Annotated in this window: 20 protein-coding genes; 11 read left to right on the forward strand and 9 right to left on the reverse strand. The window is 56.3% G+C overall.

Annotated features, from left to right (window positions below; genetic code table 11):
* Positions 1-54: 54 nt before the first annotated feature.
* The gene (locus GOX61_RS12385; protein ID WP_155148986.1) at positions 55-936 is read right to left on the reverse strand and encodes a LysR family transcriptional regulator; all 882 of its coding nucleotides are present in this window, start codon (positions 934-936) and stop codon (positions 55-57) included.
* A 165-nt stretch (positions 937-1,101) separates the two neighbouring features.
* Between GOX61_RS12385 and GOX61_RS12390 the strand changes: the two genes are divergently transcribed.
* Positions 1,102-1,614 carry an ester cyclase gene (locus tag GOX61_RS12390; protein ID WP_170334112.1) on the forward strand — a complete coding sequence of 171 codons (513 nt, stop codon included), beginning with the start codon at positions 1,102-1,104 and terminating at the stop codon, positions 1,612-1,614.
* A gap of 55 nt (positions 1,615-1,669) precedes the next feature.
* Here the strand turns inward: GOX61_RS12390 and ychF are convergent, their stop codons facing one another.
* Positions 1,670-2,767 carry a redox-regulated ATPase YchF gene (gene ychF, locus GOX61_RS12395; RefSeq protein WP_170334113.1) on the reverse strand — a complete coding sequence of 366 codons (1,098 nt, stop codon included), beginning with the start codon at positions 2,765-2,767 and terminating at the stop codon, positions 1,670-1,672.
* Positions 2,768-2,967: 200 nt separating this feature from the next.
* Between ychF and GOX61_RS12400 the strand changes: the two genes are divergently transcribed.
* The 3 genes from GOX61_RS12400 to GOX61_RS12410 all read left to right on the forward strand — a co-directional run bounded on the left by GOX61_RS12400 (position 2,968) and on the right by GOX61_RS12410 (position 5,652).
* Positions 2,968-3,453: an acyloxyacyl hydrolase gene (locus GOX61_RS12400; RefSeq protein ID WP_170334116.1), complete on the forward strand. Its 486-nt coding sequence runs from the start codon at positions 2,968-2,970 to the stop codon at positions 3,451-3,453.
* A gap of 79 nt (positions 3,454-3,532) precedes the next feature.
* A complete protein-coding gene (gene trpA / locus GOX61_RS12405) occupies positions 3,533-4,324 on the forward strand; it encodes a tryptophan synthase subunit alpha (RefSeq protein ID WP_155148978.1) in 792 nt (263 codons plus the stop codon).
* A gap of 161 nt (positions 4,325-4,485) precedes the next feature.
* Positions 4,486-5,652, forward strand: coding sequence for an alpha-hydroxy acid oxidase (locus GOX61_RS12410; RefSeq protein WP_170334117.1), 1,167 nt, complete (start codon positions 4,486-4,488; stop codon positions 5,650-5,652).
* Between the two features lie 32 nt (positions 5,653-5,684).
* On the opposite strand, the gene GOX61_RS12415 is transcribed toward GOX61_RS12410, so the two are convergent.
* Complete coding sequence (locus GOX61_RS12415; protein WP_170334118.1) at positions 5,685-6,857, reverse strand: MFS transporter; 1,173 nt, start codon at positions 6,855-6,857, stop codon at positions 5,685-5,687.
* A gap of 148 nt (positions 6,858-7,005) precedes the next feature.
* Here GOX61_RS12415 and GOX61_RS12420 point away from each other — a divergent pair, with 148 nt between their 5' ends.
* The 7 genes from GOX61_RS12420 (at position 7,006) to GOX61_RS22545 (ending at position 12,696) form a co-directional block, all read left to right on the forward strand.
* A complete protein-coding gene (locus tag GOX61_RS12420) occupies positions 7,006-7,662 on the forward strand; it encodes a 50S ribosomal protein L25/general stress protein Ctc (RefSeq protein WP_155148972.1) in 657 nt (218 codons plus the stop codon).
* 166 nt (positions 7,663-7,828) lie between these two features.
* Entirely contained in the window at positions 7,829-9,748 is a 1,920-nt protein-coding gene (locus tag GOX61_RS12425; protein ID WP_170334119.1) for a DUF3604 domain-containing protein, read from the forward strand.
* Between the two features lie 91 nt (positions 9,749-9,839).
* The gene (pth, locus tag GOX61_RS12430) at positions 9,840-10,523 is read left to right on the forward strand and encodes an aminoacyl-tRNA hydrolase (protein WP_170334121.1); all 684 of its coding nucleotides are present in this window, start codon (positions 9,840-9,842) and stop codon (positions 10,521-10,523) included.
* 82 nt (positions 10,524-10,605) lie between these two features.
* The gene (locus GOX61_RS12435) at positions 10,606-11,769 is read left to right on the forward strand and encodes a serine hydrolase domain-containing protein (protein WP_170334123.1); all 1,164 of its coding nucleotides are present in this window, start codon (positions 10,606-10,608) and stop codon (positions 11,767-11,769) included.
* Positions 11,770-11,778: 9 nt separating this feature from the next.
* Positions 11,779-12,156: a DUF2237 family protein gene (locus GOX61_RS12440; RefSeq protein WP_170334124.1), complete on the forward strand. Its 378-nt coding sequence runs from the start codon at positions 11,779-11,781 to the stop codon at positions 12,154-12,156.
* Between the two features lie 85 nt (positions 12,157-12,241).
* On the forward strand, positions 12,242-12,562 hold the full coding sequence (locus GOX61_RS12445) for an antibiotic biosynthesis monooxygenase family protein (RefSeq protein WP_170334126.1): 321 nt from the start codon (positions 12,242-12,244) through the stop codon (positions 12,560-12,562).
* 11 nt (positions 12,563-12,573) lie between these two features.
* A complete protein-coding gene (locus GOX61_RS22545) occupies positions 12,574-12,696 on the forward strand; it encodes a hypothetical protein (protein WP_302478289.1) in 123 nt (40 codons plus the stop codon).
* On the opposite strand, the gene GOX61_RS12450 is transcribed toward GOX61_RS22545, so the two are convergent.
* The 6 genes from GOX61_RS12450 to ihfB form a co-directional block, all read right to left on the reverse strand.
* The gene (locus GOX61_RS12450) at positions 12,684-13,316 is read right to left on the reverse strand and encodes a class I SAM-dependent methyltransferase (RefSeq protein ID WP_254436852.1); all 633 of its coding nucleotides are present in this window, start codon (positions 13,314-13,316) and stop codon (positions 12,684-12,686) included. The genes GOX61_RS22545 and GOX61_RS12450 overlap by 13 nt on opposite strands.
* A gap of 49 nt (positions 13,317-13,365) precedes the next feature.
* The gene (trpB, locus tag GOX61_RS12455) at positions 13,366-14,613 is read right to left on the reverse strand and encodes a tryptophan synthase subunit beta (protein ID WP_155148961.1); all 1,248 of its coding nucleotides are present in this window, start codon (positions 14,611-14,613) and stop codon (positions 13,366-13,368) included.
* A gap of 67 nt (positions 14,614-14,680) precedes the next feature.
* Positions 14,681-15,016, reverse strand: coding sequence for a hypothetical protein (locus GOX61_RS12460; protein WP_155148959.1), 336 nt, complete (start codon positions 15,014-15,016; stop codon positions 14,681-14,683).
* A gap of 46 nt (positions 15,017-15,062) precedes the next feature.
* Positions 15,063-15,707, reverse strand: coding sequence for a phosphoribosylanthranilate isomerase (locus GOX61_RS12465; RefSeq protein WP_155148957.1), 645 nt, complete (start codon positions 15,705-15,707; stop codon positions 15,063-15,065).
* Between the two features lie 9 nt (positions 15,708-15,716).
* Positions 15,717-16,067: a lipopolysaccharide assembly protein LapA domain-containing protein gene (locus GOX61_RS12470; RefSeq protein WP_170334128.1), complete on the reverse strand. Its 351-nt coding sequence runs from the start codon at positions 16,065-16,067 to the stop codon at positions 15,717-15,719.
* A 7-nt stretch (positions 16,068-16,074) separates the two neighbouring features.
* Positions 16,075-16,359 (reverse strand): integration host factor subunit beta, encoded by a 285-nt coding sequence (ihfB, locus tag GOX61_RS12475; RefSeq protein ID WP_050603110.1) that lies wholly within the window; start codon positions 16,357-16,359, stop codon positions 16,075-16,077.
* Positions 16,360-16,453 lie beyond the last annotated feature (94 nt).

A 16,453-nucleotide genomic window follows, 5' to 3' on the forward strand; every position in this document is an offset into this window, starting at 1 on the left:
CAGAGTAGCATATCGTCAAATCGCAAATCTCAATCGCACGATAACGAAAGATTATCACCGTAAAGACGTCACCACAGCTCGCAAAGCCTCGACAGTTGGCAATTCCGGATCCCGCGTCAGCGTCGCCAGACAAATTGGTTTACTTACAACAGGATCGACCAGAGGCAGCACTTTCGTCCCCTTGAGATCGCCCAGCGCACGAACCAGTACACGAGGTACAACAGTTGCCGCCAACCCTTCGCGCGCCATGACCATGGACGCTGTAAATCCGCTGGTTTCGGCAACAACATCGGGATGCAGCCCCTGATCAGCAAAGATTCGGTCGAGAATGCGCCGGTTCTGCATCTGAGGCTCCAGCAAGCTCAAAGGAAACTCGGCCACACGCGCCCAGGGAACCGGCCCGGTTTCGTCTGTCATATGCGTCGGAACAAGCAATACGTACGTCTCTTCGTAGAGCGGCTGCACCTGACGCAAGTCAGTCCCTATACTATCGCCATAGGTCACGCCTGCATCCAGACTCCCCTCGTCCAACCGATGCTGGATGGCGGAAGCGGACATCGTCTCGATGCGCGTCACAATACGCGGGTGCGCCTGCCGCAATCGCTTGGTGAGCCGCCCGGTAAATGCAATCGCGGTTGGGATCACACCTAGGATGAGAGTGCCCGTGATCTCGCCTTTGGCCGCCAGCACCTGCTGTTCCAGTGCCTTGGTATCATCCAGTATACGACGTGCCCGCTGGACGATCATCTCGCCCTCTTCGGTCAGACCCTGAAACCGATTGGCGCGACGGACGATGGAGACTCCCAGGCGATCCTCAAGGTTGCGGATGCGCATGGAAAAGGCAGGCTGAGAAATCCCGCATTCCTCCGCTGCCTTGGCAAAGTGTCGGTGCCGCGCCAAAGCGCTGAGCAATTGCAAATCGCGGATTTCGATCATTCAGCGTTGTCCCAAATCTGACCAGATGCACAGTAACGCGTTTGCGTCGCGGTGAAAGCTATAGTTGTAGTTCGACTATGAAGTTGAGCTGTGAAATGCGCTTTCTTCTTTCACGAACAGCGCGCTATCGTGAAACAGAGTCGAGATGACGGGCGGAGGATTTCAATGGTCAGACAGCAATTCGGCTTGGTCGCGCATATCTGGATACTGACAGTATCGCTTGCTTTTACGGCAGTAGGAGGTGCCATGGCGCAGGAGAACGACATTTCAACAGCAAAAAACCTGTCCCGACAGGTCCTCGAGATGTGGGCCGCAGATTCCACGATTGATGAATCGATTTTCGCCGATGGCTATCAGAACCATCAAGCCCCCTTGGCTACCGGAGGCACCGGCAGCATCGACCTGACCACCTGGGTCAGCATCGTCGAAGAGAACCATAAGGCCTTTCCAGACCTGAAGGTTGAGATTTTGGGGCAGACTGCCGAAGGCGACCGCGTATCCACCCATTGGCGCTTTTATGGAACCCAGAAGGGCGCTTATCTCGGGCTGCCCGCCACTGGGCGGTCGGTTGACTGGACCGGCATTCAGATCGACCGGTTTTCTAATGGCCAAATAGCAGAAAGCTGGGTTGTGTGGGATTTCTTCACGCAGCGACAGCAGCTTGGTTTGGAAAACTAAGAGCCGCGAATACAGTGCGCCCGGCCTGACAGTAGGCCGGGCAATTCAGCACTAATCAGGTGTTGAACAGGAAGTGCATCACATCGCCATCCTTGACGATGTAGCCCTTACCTTCGGCGCGCATCTTGCCAGCCTCTTTCGCACCCTGCTCACCGTTTGCGGCGATGTAGTCGTCATAGGCGATGGTCTCGGCGCGGATGAAACCCTTTTCGAAGTCACCGTGAATCACACCCGCCGCCTGCGGTGCAGCGGTACCGGTGCGGATGGTCCAGGCGCGGGCCTCTTTGGGGCCAACGGTGAAATAGGTTTCCAGTTTCAGCAAGTCATAACCGGCGCGGATCAGACGATCGAGACCGGGCTCTTCCAGGCCCATCTCCTCAAGGAACATCTGCGCCTCGTCATCTTCCAACAGGCTGATCTCTTCTTCGATCTTGGCGCTGATGATGACGTGAGAGTTGCCTTGTGCCGCAGCCATCTCGGCAACCTTGGCAGAATACTCGTTGCCGTCTGCTGCTTCCTCTTCGGAAACGTTGCAGACGTAGAGGACCGGTTTGGTGGTCAGCAGCTGCAACACTTTCCAGGCCTTGGCGTCTTCGTCCGACACTTCGACCAGACGCGCGGGCTTGCCGTTTTCCAGCATCGCTTGTGCTTCGGCCAGCAGACGGTCCTGTTGCTGGGCCTCTTTGTCGTTGCCCTTCAGCTTACGCACCAGATTGGCGCGACGCTTTTCGATGCTTTCCAGATCGGCCAGCATCAGTTCGGTTTCGATCGTGTCGGCATCGGCCACGGGATCGACGCGGCCGTCCACGTGGGTTACGTCGCCGTCTTCGAAGCAACGCAACACGTGGGCAATAGCGTCGGTTTCGCGAATGTTGGCCAGAAACTGGTTGCCCAATCCCTCGCCTTTGGACGCACCCTTCACAAGGCCCGCAATATCCACGAACGTCATCCGGGTCGGGATGATCTGTTTTGAGCTGGCAATGGCCGCCAGATTGTCCAGACGATCATCAGGTACAGCCACATCACCCACATTGGGCTCGATGGTGCAGAACGGGAAGTTCGCCGCCTGTGCGGCTGCGGTTTTGGTCAACGCATTGAAGAGGGTCGACTTGCCTACATTCGGCAAACCCACGATTCCCATTTTAAAGCCCATGACGGTCTCCTGAAGCCATTCGACGGCTGCTTCTATGCAGGTCAGCGTCGATGCGCAAGCCAGACAAACGACCTGCAGAACTAGGATCAATTGGCAACATCACAAAATTGTTGTCGCCCTGCGCAGTTGCGCACATTGAAATTTGATCCCTAGGATGACCACCTAACGATTTGCGAACAAACAATTAGCGAAGCCCCATCATGAGATCTTTACTCGTTTCTGTTGCGATTTTGGCCGCTGCATCAGCGGCGCAGGCCCAGTCGTTAATCTTTGGCGCCGGATATGCGGACTACTCCGACAGCCAATCAGTTGATCAGGCGATTTTCTCGCTTGAGTATCAGCACAGGCCCTTTCACGAAGCCACCCGTTTCAGCGCCACATGGGGCGGTGCGCTTTCGGTCGACAAGGACGGCGATACACATGTTGGTGTTGGCCTGATCGGGATCTACACCTTTGCTGACCGCTGGTTCCTCGAAGGCAGCGTCATGCCCGGTTACTATGACGAGTCAAACGCTCTGAATGATCTGGGTGGCAGCTTTCAGATCCGCAGCCTGTTCGGCGTCGGTTATACACTGAACAGCGGCAACAAGATTTCGATGGCTATTACCCATAAATCAAACGCCAGCACGCAGGATAATAACCCGGGCGTCAACTCACTTCTGGTTCGGTATCACTACGGCTTCTGACTTATCCGATCAGGAGCGGGATTGATTTTCGGGCAAAGTTTCTGCACATCAGGTCGAAACCTGATCGCAAGGACATCCGATGACCCGTATCGACGCCAAGTTTGCCGCCCTGAAAGCGGAAGGGAAAAAAGCCTTTGTCGCCTATGTCATGGCAGGGGATCCCGACTATGAAACCTCTCTTGAGGTGGTCAAAGGTCTTCCCGGCGCGGGTGTGGATGTAATCGAGTTGGGTCTGCCCTTCACCGACCCGATGGCGGACGGACCAACAATTCAGGCTGCCGGACAGCGGGCGCTGGACAGCGGCATGACCCTGCAGCGTACGCTGGATCTGGCAAAGGCGTTTCGGGAAACCGATGACACCACGCCGATTGTTCTTATGGGGTATTACAACCCGATCTACAGCCGTGGCGTCGATAAGTTTCTGGTCGACGCAAAAGATGCAGGCATCGACGGGCTGATCGTTGTGGATCTGCCGCCCGAAGAAGATGAGGAGCTGTGCCTGCCTGCTCAGGCTGCAGGCCTGAACTTTATCCGTCTGGCCACCCCGACCACCGATGACAAGCGCTTGCCGCGCGTTCTTCAGAACACCTCGGGCTTTGTATATTACGTATCGATCACCGGGATCACAGGCGCAGCCGAAGCGCAGGCAACTGATGTCGGACCGGAAGTCGCACGTATCAAAGCAGCAACCGATCTGCCAGTAATTGTCGGGTTCGGGATCAACACACCAGAGAAGTCCCGCAATATCGCAAGTGTATCTGACGGCGCAGTCGTAGGCTCTGCAATCGTCAGCCAGATCGGCGCGGGCAAACCCGTTGGCGAAGTGCTTGAGTTTGTAAAATCGCTTTCGGATGGTGCACACAGCGCCTGATACAGAGCTTAAGAGAGCAAATCGACTAACCGCCGCAGAACCCAATTCTGCGGCGGTTTTTTTGAATTGCAGTGACTGAATACTGCGACAAGCTAGATCATTGCGATCGCGCCCCTGAATTGGTAAGAAAACCTAACCAAAACTCCCCGAGGTCTGATTTTATGCCCGTTATCACCAACATCGAAGACCTGAAGCGTATCTACGAACGCCGTGTGCCTCGCATGTTCTACGACTATGCTGAAAGCGGCAGCTGGACTGAACAGACATTTCGTGAAAACAGCTCGGATTTCGAAGATATCCGCCTGCGCCAACGGGTCGCCGTTGATATGGCAGGCCGGTCAACAGCCTCGCAAATGATTGGCCAGGATGTATCGATGCCCGTGGCCCTGGCACCTGTGGGCCTGACCGGCATGCAGCACGCTGATGGGGAAATGAAAGCCGCAAAAGCAGCTGAGGAGTTCGGCGCCCCCTTCACCTTGTCCACCATGTCGATCAACTCGATCGAAGATGTGGCGGAACACACCAGCGCACCGTTCTGGTTCCAGCTCTACACAATGAAAGACGAGGATTATGTCAGCCGCCTGATCCAGCGCGCCAAGGATGCCAAATGCTCTGCGCTGGTGATTACGCTGGATCTGCAGATTCTTGGCCAACGCCACAAAGACCTGAAAAACGGATTGTCCGCGCCGCCAAAGCTGACTGCGAAGACCATTGCCAACCTGATGACCAAATGGGCATGGGGCATCGAGATGCTGGGGGCCAAGCGACGTGAATTCGGCAATATCGTCGGTCATGTCGAAGGCATTTCAGACGCATCTTCATTGGGCGCCTGGACTGCTGAACAGTTTGATCCAAGCCTCGATTGGAACAAGATCGAAAAGCTGATGGAGCAATGGGGTGGCAAGGTCATCCTCAAAGGTATTCTGGATGCCGAAGATGCCAAAATGGCGGCCAAACTTGGCGCAGATGCGATTGTCGTCTCCAACCATGGCGGCCGGCAGTTGGACGGCGCGCTGAGTTCGATCCGCATGCTGCCCCAGATCATGGACGCCGTGGGCGGTGACGTTGAAGTACATCTCGACAGCGGCATACGTTCTGGACAGGACGTCCTCAAGGCTCTCGCTTTGGGGGCCAAGGGCACCTATATCGGGCGCGCCTTTGTTTATGGGCTTGGCGCTATGGGGCAAAAGGGCGTGACCACAGCGCTGGAGGTTATCCAGAAAGAGCTCGACACCACCATGGCGCTCTGCGGAGAGCGGAATGTCTGCGATCTGGGACGTCACAATCTGCTTGTCCCCGAAGGTTTTGAAGGTCGCTGGCAGGAATAATGTAGCCCACTCTTGGTCGGCACGCGTCAGTTTCAGGAACGGATGTGCCGACCTGCGCGCTGCCCTGCCAACAGTCGCGCCCACAATGGGACAAGCACTGCAGCGACCATAAACATCACCGCAGCGATCACATAAAACGAAACGCGTAGTCCGAAACCTTCTGCCACGTAGCCCATCAAGACTGGCCCTAGGAAAAACGCCGCATAGCCCAGAGCTGCGGCTTGCGAAATCGCAGCCAATCGCAAATGCCCCGGCACTGCCTGACCGACAAGGCCCAGGGCCAGGGGGCCTACAACAGAAACTCCCAGCCCGCCCAGCAAGAAACCCGCATAGGCGACTGGAATATCTGGCGCGATCCCCGACAGCGCCAAACCAGACCCAGCAATACACGAGGCGATTATCATCGTTCGTATTGGCGGCCAGCCTGCCCCGATCACGTGTCCACCAAGCCGACCGACGGCCATCCCTGCGGCCAGAAGCGCCGGGCCCATCGCACCCTCGGCAGGACCACCGCCCAATGTGCGCTCCACATGCAGGGCCGACCAACCTTCCGAAGCGGCCTCACCCAGAAATGCGGACAGCACGACCAAGCCACCGACCCAGACAAGCCCGTAGGGCATACCTTTCGCTTCGGCAGGGTCATCATCATGCTCTTGACGATCTGGCAGTTTCATCCAGATCGCGAGGATCGCGATCGCCAGCGCGGTCCCAGTGAATATCATCACCGGCCCTAATCCAGCGCCTCGCGCTGCACCTACGCAAACAGCGGCGAAGGCGTAGAACAACGAAAAGCATCCGTGGTTCAGGTTCATCAGGCTCCGACCTGTCTCAGCCTCAGCTTCGCTGACCTCGGCATTGGCCAACACGTCCGCCACACCTGACCCACCTGCGGCAAGGAACAGCGCCAGGCCCAGAACGAACGGCCCATGTGCCATTCCGACCAGCACAAAGCCACTTGCCATCACGAAGGCACCGGCGATCATCGCCCATGCCCCCAATACCCGATAGACCAGAGGGGCCAGCCACATCGCCATCAAGGCCCCTGTCGACCCCATTAGAACCAGGGTTCCCCAGAACCCATCGCTTACGTCCACCTGCGCCTTGATCACAGGCATTTGGGCTGAGAAACTTGCCCAGCCCAGCCCAATCACGACAAAACCGGCCAGCGCCCGTCGTGACGCGTACAGATCGTCCTTAATTCGCATACGCTACCGCTGACACAGCCAATTGCGCTCGTCCAGCCAAAACCATAGCATTTTAGGCCTTTTCAACCTCGTCAATCCGGTTTAAACGGCAGCCTTCACGCGGGCATACAGCCTTGGAGGATGCCCGCCCTAACATTGGAGAATTATCATGGCTGGAGAGATTCCTGATCTCGTAGCTCTGGAACGGACGGGGACAGGCAAGGGCGCCGCTCGTCAGGCACGCCGCGACGGCATGGTTCCGGGCATTGTTTTTGGTGGTGACAAAGAGCCACTGCCGATCCAGATCCCGTTCAACGTCCTGTTCAAGCGCCTGAAAGCAGGCCGGTTCAAGTCGACCCTGTGGAACCTGAAAGTCGAAGGCCACGAAGACGTTCGCGTCATCTGCCGCGACGTTCAGCGTGACGTTGTCAAAGACCTGCCGACCCACCTGGACCTGATGCGCCTGCGTCGGACCACCAAGATCGCGCTGTTCATCCCCGTTGAGTTCATCAACGAAGATGCAGCTCCCGGCATCAAAAAGGGCGGCGTTCTGACCGTTGTCCGCCCGGAAGTCGAACTGATGTGCACCGCAGGTGACATTCCTGAGAAGATCGTTGTCGACGTGACCGGAATGAACATCAACGACGTTGTCACCATTTCGTCGGTTGACCTGCCCGCAGGCACCAAGCCGACCATCGACCGTGACTTCGTGATCGCGAACGTTTCGGCACCGACCGGTCTGTCGACCAGCGACGACGAAGAAGGTGATGAAGCAGAAGTGGCCGCAGACGAAGTTGAAGTCGTCGGTCAGGAAGCTGAAGAATAAGTTCAGTTTCGACTGTTCTGATTTTGAAACGGGGTTCCATCGGAGCCCCGTTTTCGTTTTGCAAAATGCGAATTTTAGAATTTGAACGCAAACTATGCTAGGCTCGTCGCCAGTGACCGCAGTTCAGGGTCACTTGCCAGCGATCAGTTCAACGGAGCCTGCAATGATGTCCAAGCGTTACAGATTTTCAGCAACCTTGATTTCAACGATTGGCGGAATTGCTTGCAGCTGCGCTGCGTATGCGCAGGTACAGGACACTTTGCCCAGTAAGGACGATGTCGCCGAACGGTTCACTTCGGATCATTTCTCGCCCTATGCGGGCCGAAATTTCCCGACGCAGCCTCTGTGGGGTGATACCCATCTCCACACTGAGGTATCTGTAGACGCTGGAACGATGACCCGGCTGAGCCAGGAAGATGCCTTCCGCTTTGCGCGTGGTCATGAGGTCACCACGACGCACGGGCTTCAGGCGAAACTGTCTCGGCCACTGGATTGGCTTGTTATCTCGGACCATGCAGAGATGTATGGGCTGATGCCTCAGTTGCTTGGAGGCGATCAGAATGTCCTGTCCACGCCACAGGGCAAAGCCTGGTACGATGCGCTGACCAGCAACGATTCCGATCTGGTCTTTGCGACCGCAATGGAAATTGTCGCCTCACTGTCAGGTGATGAACCGCCGATAGATAACCCCAGAGCGATCAAGGATGCCTGGCAAAACTATACGGCGCTCGCAGATCATTATAACGAGCCGGGCGTATTTACAGCGCTGATCGGGTACGAATGGACGTCTGAAGGTGGAGACAACATCCATCGCAACGTGATCTTCAGGGATGGCGCAGCCATGGCCAATCAGGTGCTGCCGTTCTCGCAATTCGACAGCAAAAACCCTGAAAAACTCTGGGCACATCTGGCTGACTACGAAGATCGAACCGGTGGCGACGTTTTGGCGATTCCGCATAACGGCAACCTTTCCAATGGACGTCTGTTTTCTGTGTCGAATTTCGACGGCACCCCGCTGACAGAAGAAAACGCGCGTTTGCGTGCCCGGTTCGAACCGGTCATCGAAACGACCCAGATCAAAGGTGACAGTGAGGCGCATCCATTCCTGAGCCCAGACGACGAGTTTGCTGATTTCGACACCTGGGATGCGTCGAACTTGAACGGTACCGAGGCCAAAACTCAGGACATGCTGCAGTACGAATACTCGCGCGAGGCCTACAAAACCGGGCTGATGCTGGAAGAGCAGCTGGGCATCAATCCCTACAAGGTCGGTCAGATTGGCTCGACCGATGCACATACGGGTATGGCTGCTGTGGAAGAAGAAAACTTCTTTGGCAAGCATTCCGGCGTTGAACCTGAACCAAACCGGTGGGAGCATCTGGTGATCGAAGCGCCGGACCCCGAGTTCTCGATTTATGGATGGAAACAGGCCTCAGGCGGCTACGCGGCGGTTTGGGCCGCCGAAAACACGCGTGAAGCTATCTTTGATGCGCTGGAGCGGCGCGAAGTCTACGGCACTACTGGCTCTCGTATCCTTGTACGGTTCTTCGGAGGTTGGGACTTTGCGGAAGAGGATGCGCTTTCCCGACTGCCGGCCGATATCGGCTATGCCAAGGGTGTTCCGATGGGATCGGACCTGCCAAACAACCCAAGTGACGGTGCGCCAAACTTCCTGATTGCAGCGCTGAAAGACCCCTACAGCGGAAACCTTGACCGCGTTCAGGTCGTCAAAGGTTGGTTGAACGCCGACGGGACGCGGGGCGAAAAGGTCTATGACGTGGCGTGGGGCGGTGATCGCGCACCCGGAGCAGACGGCAAGCTGCCCTCGGTCGGCAACACCGTTGACGTGGAAAACGCCACTTGGACCAACACAATAGGTGCACCAGAGCTGATCACGTATTGGCAGGATCCCGACTTCGATCCGTCGCAACGGGCGTTCTACTACGTCCGCGTCATCGAAATACCGACACCGCGCTGGACAGCGTACGAGGCCAAACGGTTCAACGTCCAGATGGATTCCAACGTGCCGATGACGACGACCGAACGCGCCTATACTTCGCCAATCTGGTACACGCCCGAAGGCTGAGACCCGTCCTTTGTTCCCTGCCCCGGCTGGATTTCCGATCCAATTCGGGGCATGAGAGGGCAAAGCGAACAAGGAAGCGCGGAGCAGAGCCATGAAACTGTTTGTCGGACTGGGAAATCCGGGTCAGAAGTATGCCCGGAACCGGCACAATATCGGCTTCATGGCGCTGGACAGGATAGCCGACGATCATGGGTTCGGCCCGTGGAAATCCAAGTTTCAGGCCGAAATTTCCGAGGGTCGGTTGGGCACTGAGAAAGTGCTGCTTATCAAGCCGCAAACCTTCATGAACCGCTCGGGCCAGTCCGTGGGCGAAGCGATGAGGTTCTACAAACTCGACTCGACCGATGTGACTGTTTTTCACGACGAGCTCGATCTGGCACCGGGCAAGGTGCGCGTTAAAGCCGGTGGTGGCCATGCGGGCCACAATGGGCTGCGCTCGATCCATGATCACATCGGTGCCGCTTATGATCGAGTGCGTTTGGGTATCGGACATCCGGGGCGCAAGGAAATGGTCTCACCCTATGTCCTGAGCGATTTTGCCAAATCCGAGGCGGACTGGCTGGACGATGTCTTGCGCGGCGTTTCGGATGGCGCGGGTCAGCTGGCCGATGGTGAAGGCGGTAAATTCATGAACGCGGTTGCCTTGCGAACAGCCCCCGCACGTTCTTCAAAGTCACCAGCCAAACCTCAGCCAGCGGTAAAAGCCGTGGCAGAGCCGGAACCAGAACCTGATAATCGCTCGGCAATGCAAAAGCTGTTGGACAAGTTTAAATAATCTGACCGCAGGTTTCCGTAACGTATCAATTGCGGAACGGGTCACGTCACGCTCCAATGTCGCCCATATAGGGAGGCGACAGATGCGAACATTTTTTAAGTGGCTGCTGCGTATTGTATTGGTCTTTGTACTGGCGGCAGTTGTTGTAGGGATCTGGAAACGTGAAGAGATTCAGCGGCTGATGGCCGTGAACTCTTTGTTCTCCGAGGACAAGATCGTTCACAACTTTTCGCACATGAACGAGGCTTTTCTGACAATCGACCTGCCCCGCGGGGATGGAGCGACCTCGGAACTCTCTTACGGAAGCGGATTCGACCTGCCCGAGGGGACGGATCAATGGATCGAAGATCGCGCGGTTACCTCGTTGCTGGTGATGCAGGACGGTCAGATCCGGTTCGAAGAGTATTACCTTGGGACCGGGGCTGATGACCGAAGGATTTCGTGGTCGGTCGCCAAAAGCTATCTGTCGGCATTGTTTGGCATTCTGATGGAAGAAGGCGCCATTGCTTCGCTGGATGACCCGGTAACCAAGTATGCGCCCAAGTTGGAAGGCAGTGCCTATCAGGACGCAACGATCCGAAATGTCCTGAACATGGCCAGCGGTGTGACCTTCGATGAAGACTATCTGGACTACAACTCAGACATCAACCGGATGGGCCGTGTCGTCGCCCTTGGTGGAGAGCTGGATGATTTCGCAGCTTCGCTGGAGGAGAGTTTCACGACACCCGGAGAGACCTGGCAATACGTCTCAATCGACACCCATGTGATCGGCATGGTGATCCGCGGGGCCACAGGCCGCAGCGTATCCGAGTTGATGACAGAGAAAATCGTGCAACCTTTGGGGCTGGAACGCGATGGATATTACATCACTGACGGGGCCGGCGTTGCCTTTGTCCTGGGGGGGCTGAACTTCACCACCCGTGATTTCGCGCGTTTCGGCCAGATGATCCTGCAAAATGGGGTGCATGATGGCCAGCAACTGGTGCCTGCTGATTGGATCGCGGAATCCACCCAGCCCAGTGCACCGACTGCTCAGGGAAAAATCGGATATGGTTACCAATGGTGGATCCCGCTTGGCGCGCATGAAGGTGAGTTTCTGGCGCGTGGTGTCTATGGCCAATATATCTACTTCGATCAGCCGCGCGGCGTCCTGATAGTGTCGACTGGTGCGGATCGAAAGTTCCGTGAACAAGGCGTCAACGAGCAAAATATCGAAATGTTCCGCAAGATCGCTCAAAGCCTGTAAGGTGCTCGCATGCAAAAGCAAGACAGCATCAATGTGCTGGGGGGCGTACTTGCCCCCTGTTCACGCGATCCCCTGACAGGGTTCTTTCGTGATGGCGCCTGTAATACCTGCCCCGAGGATCAGGGCAGCCACACGGTCTGCGCGGTCATGACAGCCGAGTTTCTGGCCTATTCCAAGTATGTCGGTAATGATCTGAGTACCCCTCGGCCCGAGTTCGACTTTTCTGGCCTCAAACCCGGTGACAGCTGGTGCCTGTGCGCCGGTCGATTCCTCCAGGCCCATGACGAAGGATGCGCCCCAAAAGTCCATCTGGAGGCGACCCACCAGAGGGCTCTGGAGATCGTACCCCTGAATATTCTGCGGCAACATGCCGTGCAGACGGGTTGATCACGACGTATTACTCCACCCCTATCAAAAGGCGAGCCAGACCACCGTTAAGCCAGCGCTGCACCACAAACGAATGAGGTAAGCCATGAGCTTTATCGCCATGAACCGGTTCAAAGTCCGGCTGGGTAGTGAAACAGATTTCGAAACAGTCTGGAAATCACGTCAGAGCCGGCTGAACGAACTGCCCGGCTTCCGGGAATTTCGACTGCTGAAAGGGCCGGAAGGGGATGGATATCGCCTGTATTCAAGCCATGTGATCTGGGATCGGCGCGAGGATTTCGAAGCCTGGACCAAGTCTGAGCAATTTCGCGATGCCCACAGGAATGCAGGGAAAAGCAACACCCAGTCTGCGTTGATGGGGCCGCCGCAGTTCGAAGGGTTTGAAACCGTCCTGCAAGAGGGTTAGCAACCAACCGCATGAGTTATAGCGGGCAGCATCACTTCATCGCTGCCCCTATTGCCAATGAACTGGCAAGCAGCCATGCGATCTGCAGCCTTCCGAAACGCGCCACAGACACCGTCTGGGGTCAGACCGCTTGAGCCCTATACCCACGCGATGTACGTGATGGAGGACCGGTTGGAAAACAGTGTTCAGCCGTCAGCTGCCATCCCGCCTTCTCCAACATTTCCGCCACCGCTTCTGGACGGTAAGACCGATGCCGCCACTGAAACCAGATGATGGCATTGCACCAATGAGGTTTGCTGACCACCAGCCACAGTGTGGCGCCCGGCTCTGCCAGATTTCGCATCCGTCGCAGTGCAGCCACGGGGTCAGTGCAATGCTCCAGAACATGTGCCGCCATAACACAGTCAAAAGGCCTGCTTGCCTGAAAATCCTCTAGTCTGGAATGCGATGTGTCGGCGTCAATACCACGGGCGGACAATGCATGTTTGGCTTGCTGCAGCATCTTCACCGACGGCTCCAGCAGTGTGATGCGTCCCTTGGACTGCACGACTGCGCGCGCTTCGGCAAACGCTCCGGTTCCGCATCCGACATCCAGCGCATTACAACCCATTTCCATGGATGGATCCGCTGAAAGAAACCCCAGATAGGCATCAAAGTAGCCAAGCAAACGCATCTTGTCCGCCCAGCCAGGGGCGGCAGCGTCGTATTTCTGATCGAGCTGCTTTTTACTGATTGGTGAGGTCAGGTTGCGCATAAGCGCAACCTGACACAATTCAGTTAGGGCGAACAGTCTTCGCGCAAACTCAGTCCGCGTCGCGACCTTCGGTATCGGACATGTCAAAGCCCAGATGCTTGGCTACGGTGAAGATGTCTTTGTCACCCCGGCCACACATGTTCATGCAGATGATGTGATCTTTAGGCAGATCAGGTGCAATCTTCATCACATGAGCCAAAGCGTGGCTGGGTTCGAGCGCCGGAATAATACCTTCGGTCGCGCAGCACAGCTGGAACGCCTCAAGCGCCTCTTTGTCGGTGATCGAGACATACTGCGCACGACCCACTTCATGCAGCCACGAATGCTCCGGGCCGATACCCGGATAGTCCAGGCCAGCTGAAATCGAATAGCCCTCGAGAATCTGACCATCATCATCCTGCAGCAAATAGGTGCGATTGCCATGCAGAACGCCGGGGCGGCCACCTGTCAGCGACGCACAATGCTCCATCTTTTCGTTCACACCGCGACCACCTGCCTCGACGCCGATGATGTTGACCTCTTTATCGTCGAGGAACGGGAAGAACAGGCCCATCGCGTTCGAACCACCGCCGATCGCGGCAATGATGGTGTCGGGTAGACGGCCTTCGGCCTTCTGCATCTGTTGCTTGGCCTCCTTACCGATGATCGACTGAAAATCGCGAACCATCGCGGGATAGGGATGCGGGCCAGCCACGGTGCCGATGCAATAAAACGTGTCACGAACATTGGTTACCCAGTCGCGCAACGCGTCATTCATCGCATCTTTCAGCGTACCTCGACCAGATGTCACCGGCACGACCTCGGCCCCTAGCAGACGCATACGGAACACGTTCGGGGCCTGACGTTGAACGTCATGTGCACCCATATAGACCACGCATTTCAGACCAAACTTGGCACAGACGGTGGCTGTTGCCACGCCGTGCTGGCCCGCACCGGTCTCAGCGATAATCCGGGTCTTCCCCATACGGCGCGCCAGAATGATCTGGCCCAGTACGTTGTTGATCTTGTGAGCACCAGTGTGGTTCAGCTCATCCCGCTTCATATAGACTTTGGCGCCGCCCAGATGCTCGGTCAGGCGTTCAGCGTAATACAGCGGCGACGGGCGACCGACGTAATTCGCCCAGAGATCATCCATTTCTGCCCAGAATGTCGGATCATCCTTAGCTTTCTCGTATTCTTCTTCCAGCGACAGGATTAGTGGCATCAGCGTTTCGCTGACGAACCGTCCGCCGAAGATGCCAAAACGGCCCTGCTCATCAGGACCGGACATGAAGGAGTTGAAAAGATCATTGGCCATGGGTGTCTCCATCGTCGTGCCCGTTGTTCATAGGAGGTGGCGGCAGGATTTGCCATGGCAAAACGCATCATTTCGCGGCTAGACCCCGTTCACTCCAGATACGCAAGGCCTGCTCCTGGGACGGCACGGCGATACAGGAGAAATGACAAAACCTGTAAGTGCTGGCCAGACGCGTTGTCACCTGCAGCACACGGCGATGTGGACCAGACTGTGAAAAGGTCAGCATGGCCTCGATATCCTGCCAGACACTGTAAGAAAAATAGAGCCCGTTATGGGGGAAGACCGAGGCATGAAGGCAAAGCGCATCGCCCCTTGCCTGTTGCAACGCACGCCCCGCGCGCCAAAAGAACTCGGGCGCGTTGTACCAGTGTTTTAAGGAAACTCCACCAATCGCAGCCAGCATCACTAATCCTCCCCGACCAGTGATACGCAGCATGGTATTGGTCAGATCACTTTGCCGCGTCGATGAAGTCTCTGATACGGATCGGATCCTTGATCCCCGGTGCGCTTTCAACACCTGAAGAAACATCAACCTGTCGTGCCCCGGTCATGCGGATCGCTTCGGCCACGTTATCGGACGTCAGACCACCTGCAAGCATCCAGGGTCGGCTCCAGTACTTTCGTCCGGCCAGCAAACGCCAGTCAAAAGCCAGCCCATTGCCACCCGGCAACTCTGAATGCCTCGGTGGTTTGGCGTCGATCAACAGTTGATCCGCGACCTCGGAATAAAGGTCTATGGCAGCCAGATCCTCTGCCTCGGCTACACCTACAGCTTTCATCACCGGCAGACCAAATCGGTCCCGGACTTCGGAAACGCGATCAGGGCTTTCCTTGCCATGCAGTTGCAGCATGTCCAGCGGAACGGTCGCCAAAATCTGGTCCAAGTCCTCATCTGTCGCGTTTACGGTGAGCGCGACTTTTGCAACACCGGCCGGAACCAGATGTGCAAGCTCTGCCGCTTTGGAGATCTCCAGATGTCGGGGAGACTTGGGAAAGAACACAAACCCAACATAACGTGCACCAGCATCAGCTGCAGCGCGCACGTGTTCCGGTGCGGTCAATCCGCAGATCTTTACGCTCACATTGTCCGACATCAGAGGGCCTCAGCTTGCCTCGTCCAACAGGGCGAGAACATCATCCTGTCCCTGATTCTGCTTTTTCTTAAGCTTCTTGACCTCACGCTCAAGCTTGCGCACTTCGCTGGTTTTGGCGGTGGCGTCGCGACGATGCTTATGTTCGCGCAGCCATTCCCAAAGAAATCCGATCACCAATCCGGCAACCACGCCCCCCAGGACCACTAAAAACAGCGGCAGAGAGGTGGATGGGTTAAAGCCTAATAGCTCGGACAAAGCGTCGGGCATCAGTTTCAGTTCAACTATCTGGCGATTGGCCAGTGAAACTGAAACCAGAACGATCCCGAGGATCGCAAGAAAAGCATAGCGAATGTAGCGCATCATGAGATCACGCTTTACCGTTCAAACGGTCCCGTAGCAACTTACCTGTTTTGAAAAACGGCACACATTTTTCCTCGACCTGCACAGTTTCGCCGGTTCTTGGGTTGCGGCCCACCCGGGCGTCCCGCTTCTTCACTGAGAATGCGCCAAAGCCGCGCAGTTCAACCCGATCACCGCGCGCCATTGCATCAGTTACTTCCTCGAAAACGGTATTCACGATCCGCTCGACATCGCGCTGATAAAGATGCGGGTTCTCGTCGGCGATTTTCTGAATCAGTTCTGAACGGATCATGCGTGCTACCCTCCCAGGTCACCGTGTTACGTCGTCTACTGGTCTGGTCAGTATAGGAAAAAACGCCGTGGGGGGGAACGTAAACTCTGTGTGT

The sequence above is a fragment of the Ruegeria arenilitoris genome (assembly GCF_013030265.1).
In the GTDB taxonomy this organism is placed as follows: Bacteria; Pseudomonadota; Alphaproteobacteria; order Rhodobacterales; family Rhodobacteraceae; genus Ruegeria; species Ruegeria arenilitoris_E.

Excerpts from the sequence above, each read along its gene's own strand:
- trpB (WP_155148961.1), bottom strand. The coding sequence starts at position 14,613 with ATGGCCAATGATCTTTTCAACTCCTTCATGTCCGGTCCTGATGAGCAG.
- GOX61_RS12435 (WP_170334123.1), top strand. The coding sequence starts at position 10,606 with ATGCGAACATTTTTTAAGTGGCTGCTGCGTATTGTATTGGTCTTTGTA.
- GOX61_RS22545 (WP_302478289.1), top strand. The coding sequence starts at position 12,574 with ATGAGTTATAGCGGGCAGCATCACTTCATCGCTGCCCCTATTGCCAAT.
- GOX61_RS12390 (WP_170334112.1), top strand. The coding sequence starts at position 1,102 with ATGGTCAGACAGCAATTCGGCTTGGTCGCGCATATCTGGATACTGACA.
- GOX61_RS12465 (WP_155148957.1), bottom strand. The coding sequence starts at position 15,707 with ATGTCGGACAATGTGAGCGTAAAGATCTGCGGATTGACCGCACCGGAA.
- GOX61_RS12410 (WP_170334117.1), top strand. The coding sequence starts at position 4,486 with ATGCCCGTTATCACCAACATCGAAGACCTGAAGCGTATCTACGAACGC.
- pth (WP_170334121.1), top strand. The coding sequence starts at position 9,840 with ATGAAACTGTTTGTCGGACTGGGAAATCCGGGTCAGAAGTATGCCCGG.
- GOX61_RS12445 (WP_170334126.1), top strand. The coding sequence starts at position 12,242 with ATGAGCTTTATCGCCATGAACCGGTTCAAAGTCCGGCTGGGTAGTGAA.
- ychF (WP_170334113.1), bottom strand. The coding sequence starts at position 2,767 with ATGGGCTTTAAAATGGGAATCGTGGGTTTGCCGAATGTAGGCAAGTCG.
- GOX61_RS12400 (WP_170334116.1), top strand. The coding sequence starts at position 2,968 with ATGAGATCTTTACTCGTTTCTGTTGCGATTTTGGCCGCTGCATCAGCG.
- GOX61_RS12440 (WP_170334124.1), top strand. The coding sequence starts at position 11,779 with ATGCAAAAGCAAGACAGCATCAATGTGCTGGGGGGCGTACTTGCCCCC.
- GOX61_RS12425 (WP_170334119.1), top strand. The coding sequence starts at position 7,829 with ATGTCCAAGCGTTACAGATTTTCAGCAACCTTGATTTCAACGATTGGC.
- ihfB (WP_050603110.1), bottom strand. The coding sequence starts at position 16,359 with ATGATCCGTTCAGAACTGATTCAGAAAATCGCCGACGAGAACCCGCAT.
- GOX61_RS12470 (WP_170334128.1), bottom strand. The coding sequence starts at position 16,067 with ATGCGCTACATTCGCTATGCTTTTCTTGCGATCCTCGGGATCGTTCTG.
- GOX61_RS12415 (WP_170334118.1), bottom strand. The coding sequence starts at position 6,857 with ATGCGAATTAAGGACGATCTGTACGCGTCACGACGGGCGCTGGCCGGT.
- trpA (WP_155148978.1), top strand. The coding sequence starts at position 3,533 with ATGACCCGTATCGACGCCAAGTTTGCCGCCCTGAAAGCGGAAGGGAAA.
- GOX61_RS12450 (WP_254436852.1), bottom strand. The coding sequence starts at position 13,316 with ATGCGCAACCTGACCTCACCAATCAGTAAAAAGCAGCTCGATCAGAAA.
- GOX61_RS12420 (WP_155148972.1), top strand. The coding sequence starts at position 7,006 with ATGGCTGGAGAGATTCCTGATCTCGTAGCTCTGGAACGGACGGGGACA.
- GOX61_RS12385 (WP_155148986.1), bottom strand. The coding sequence starts at position 936 with ATGATCGAAATCCGCGATTTGCAATTGCTCAGCGCTTTGGCGCGGCAC.
- GOX61_RS12460 (WP_155148959.1), bottom strand. The coding sequence starts at position 15,016 with ATGCTGGCTGCGATTGGTGGAGTTTCCTTAAAACACTGGTACAACGCG.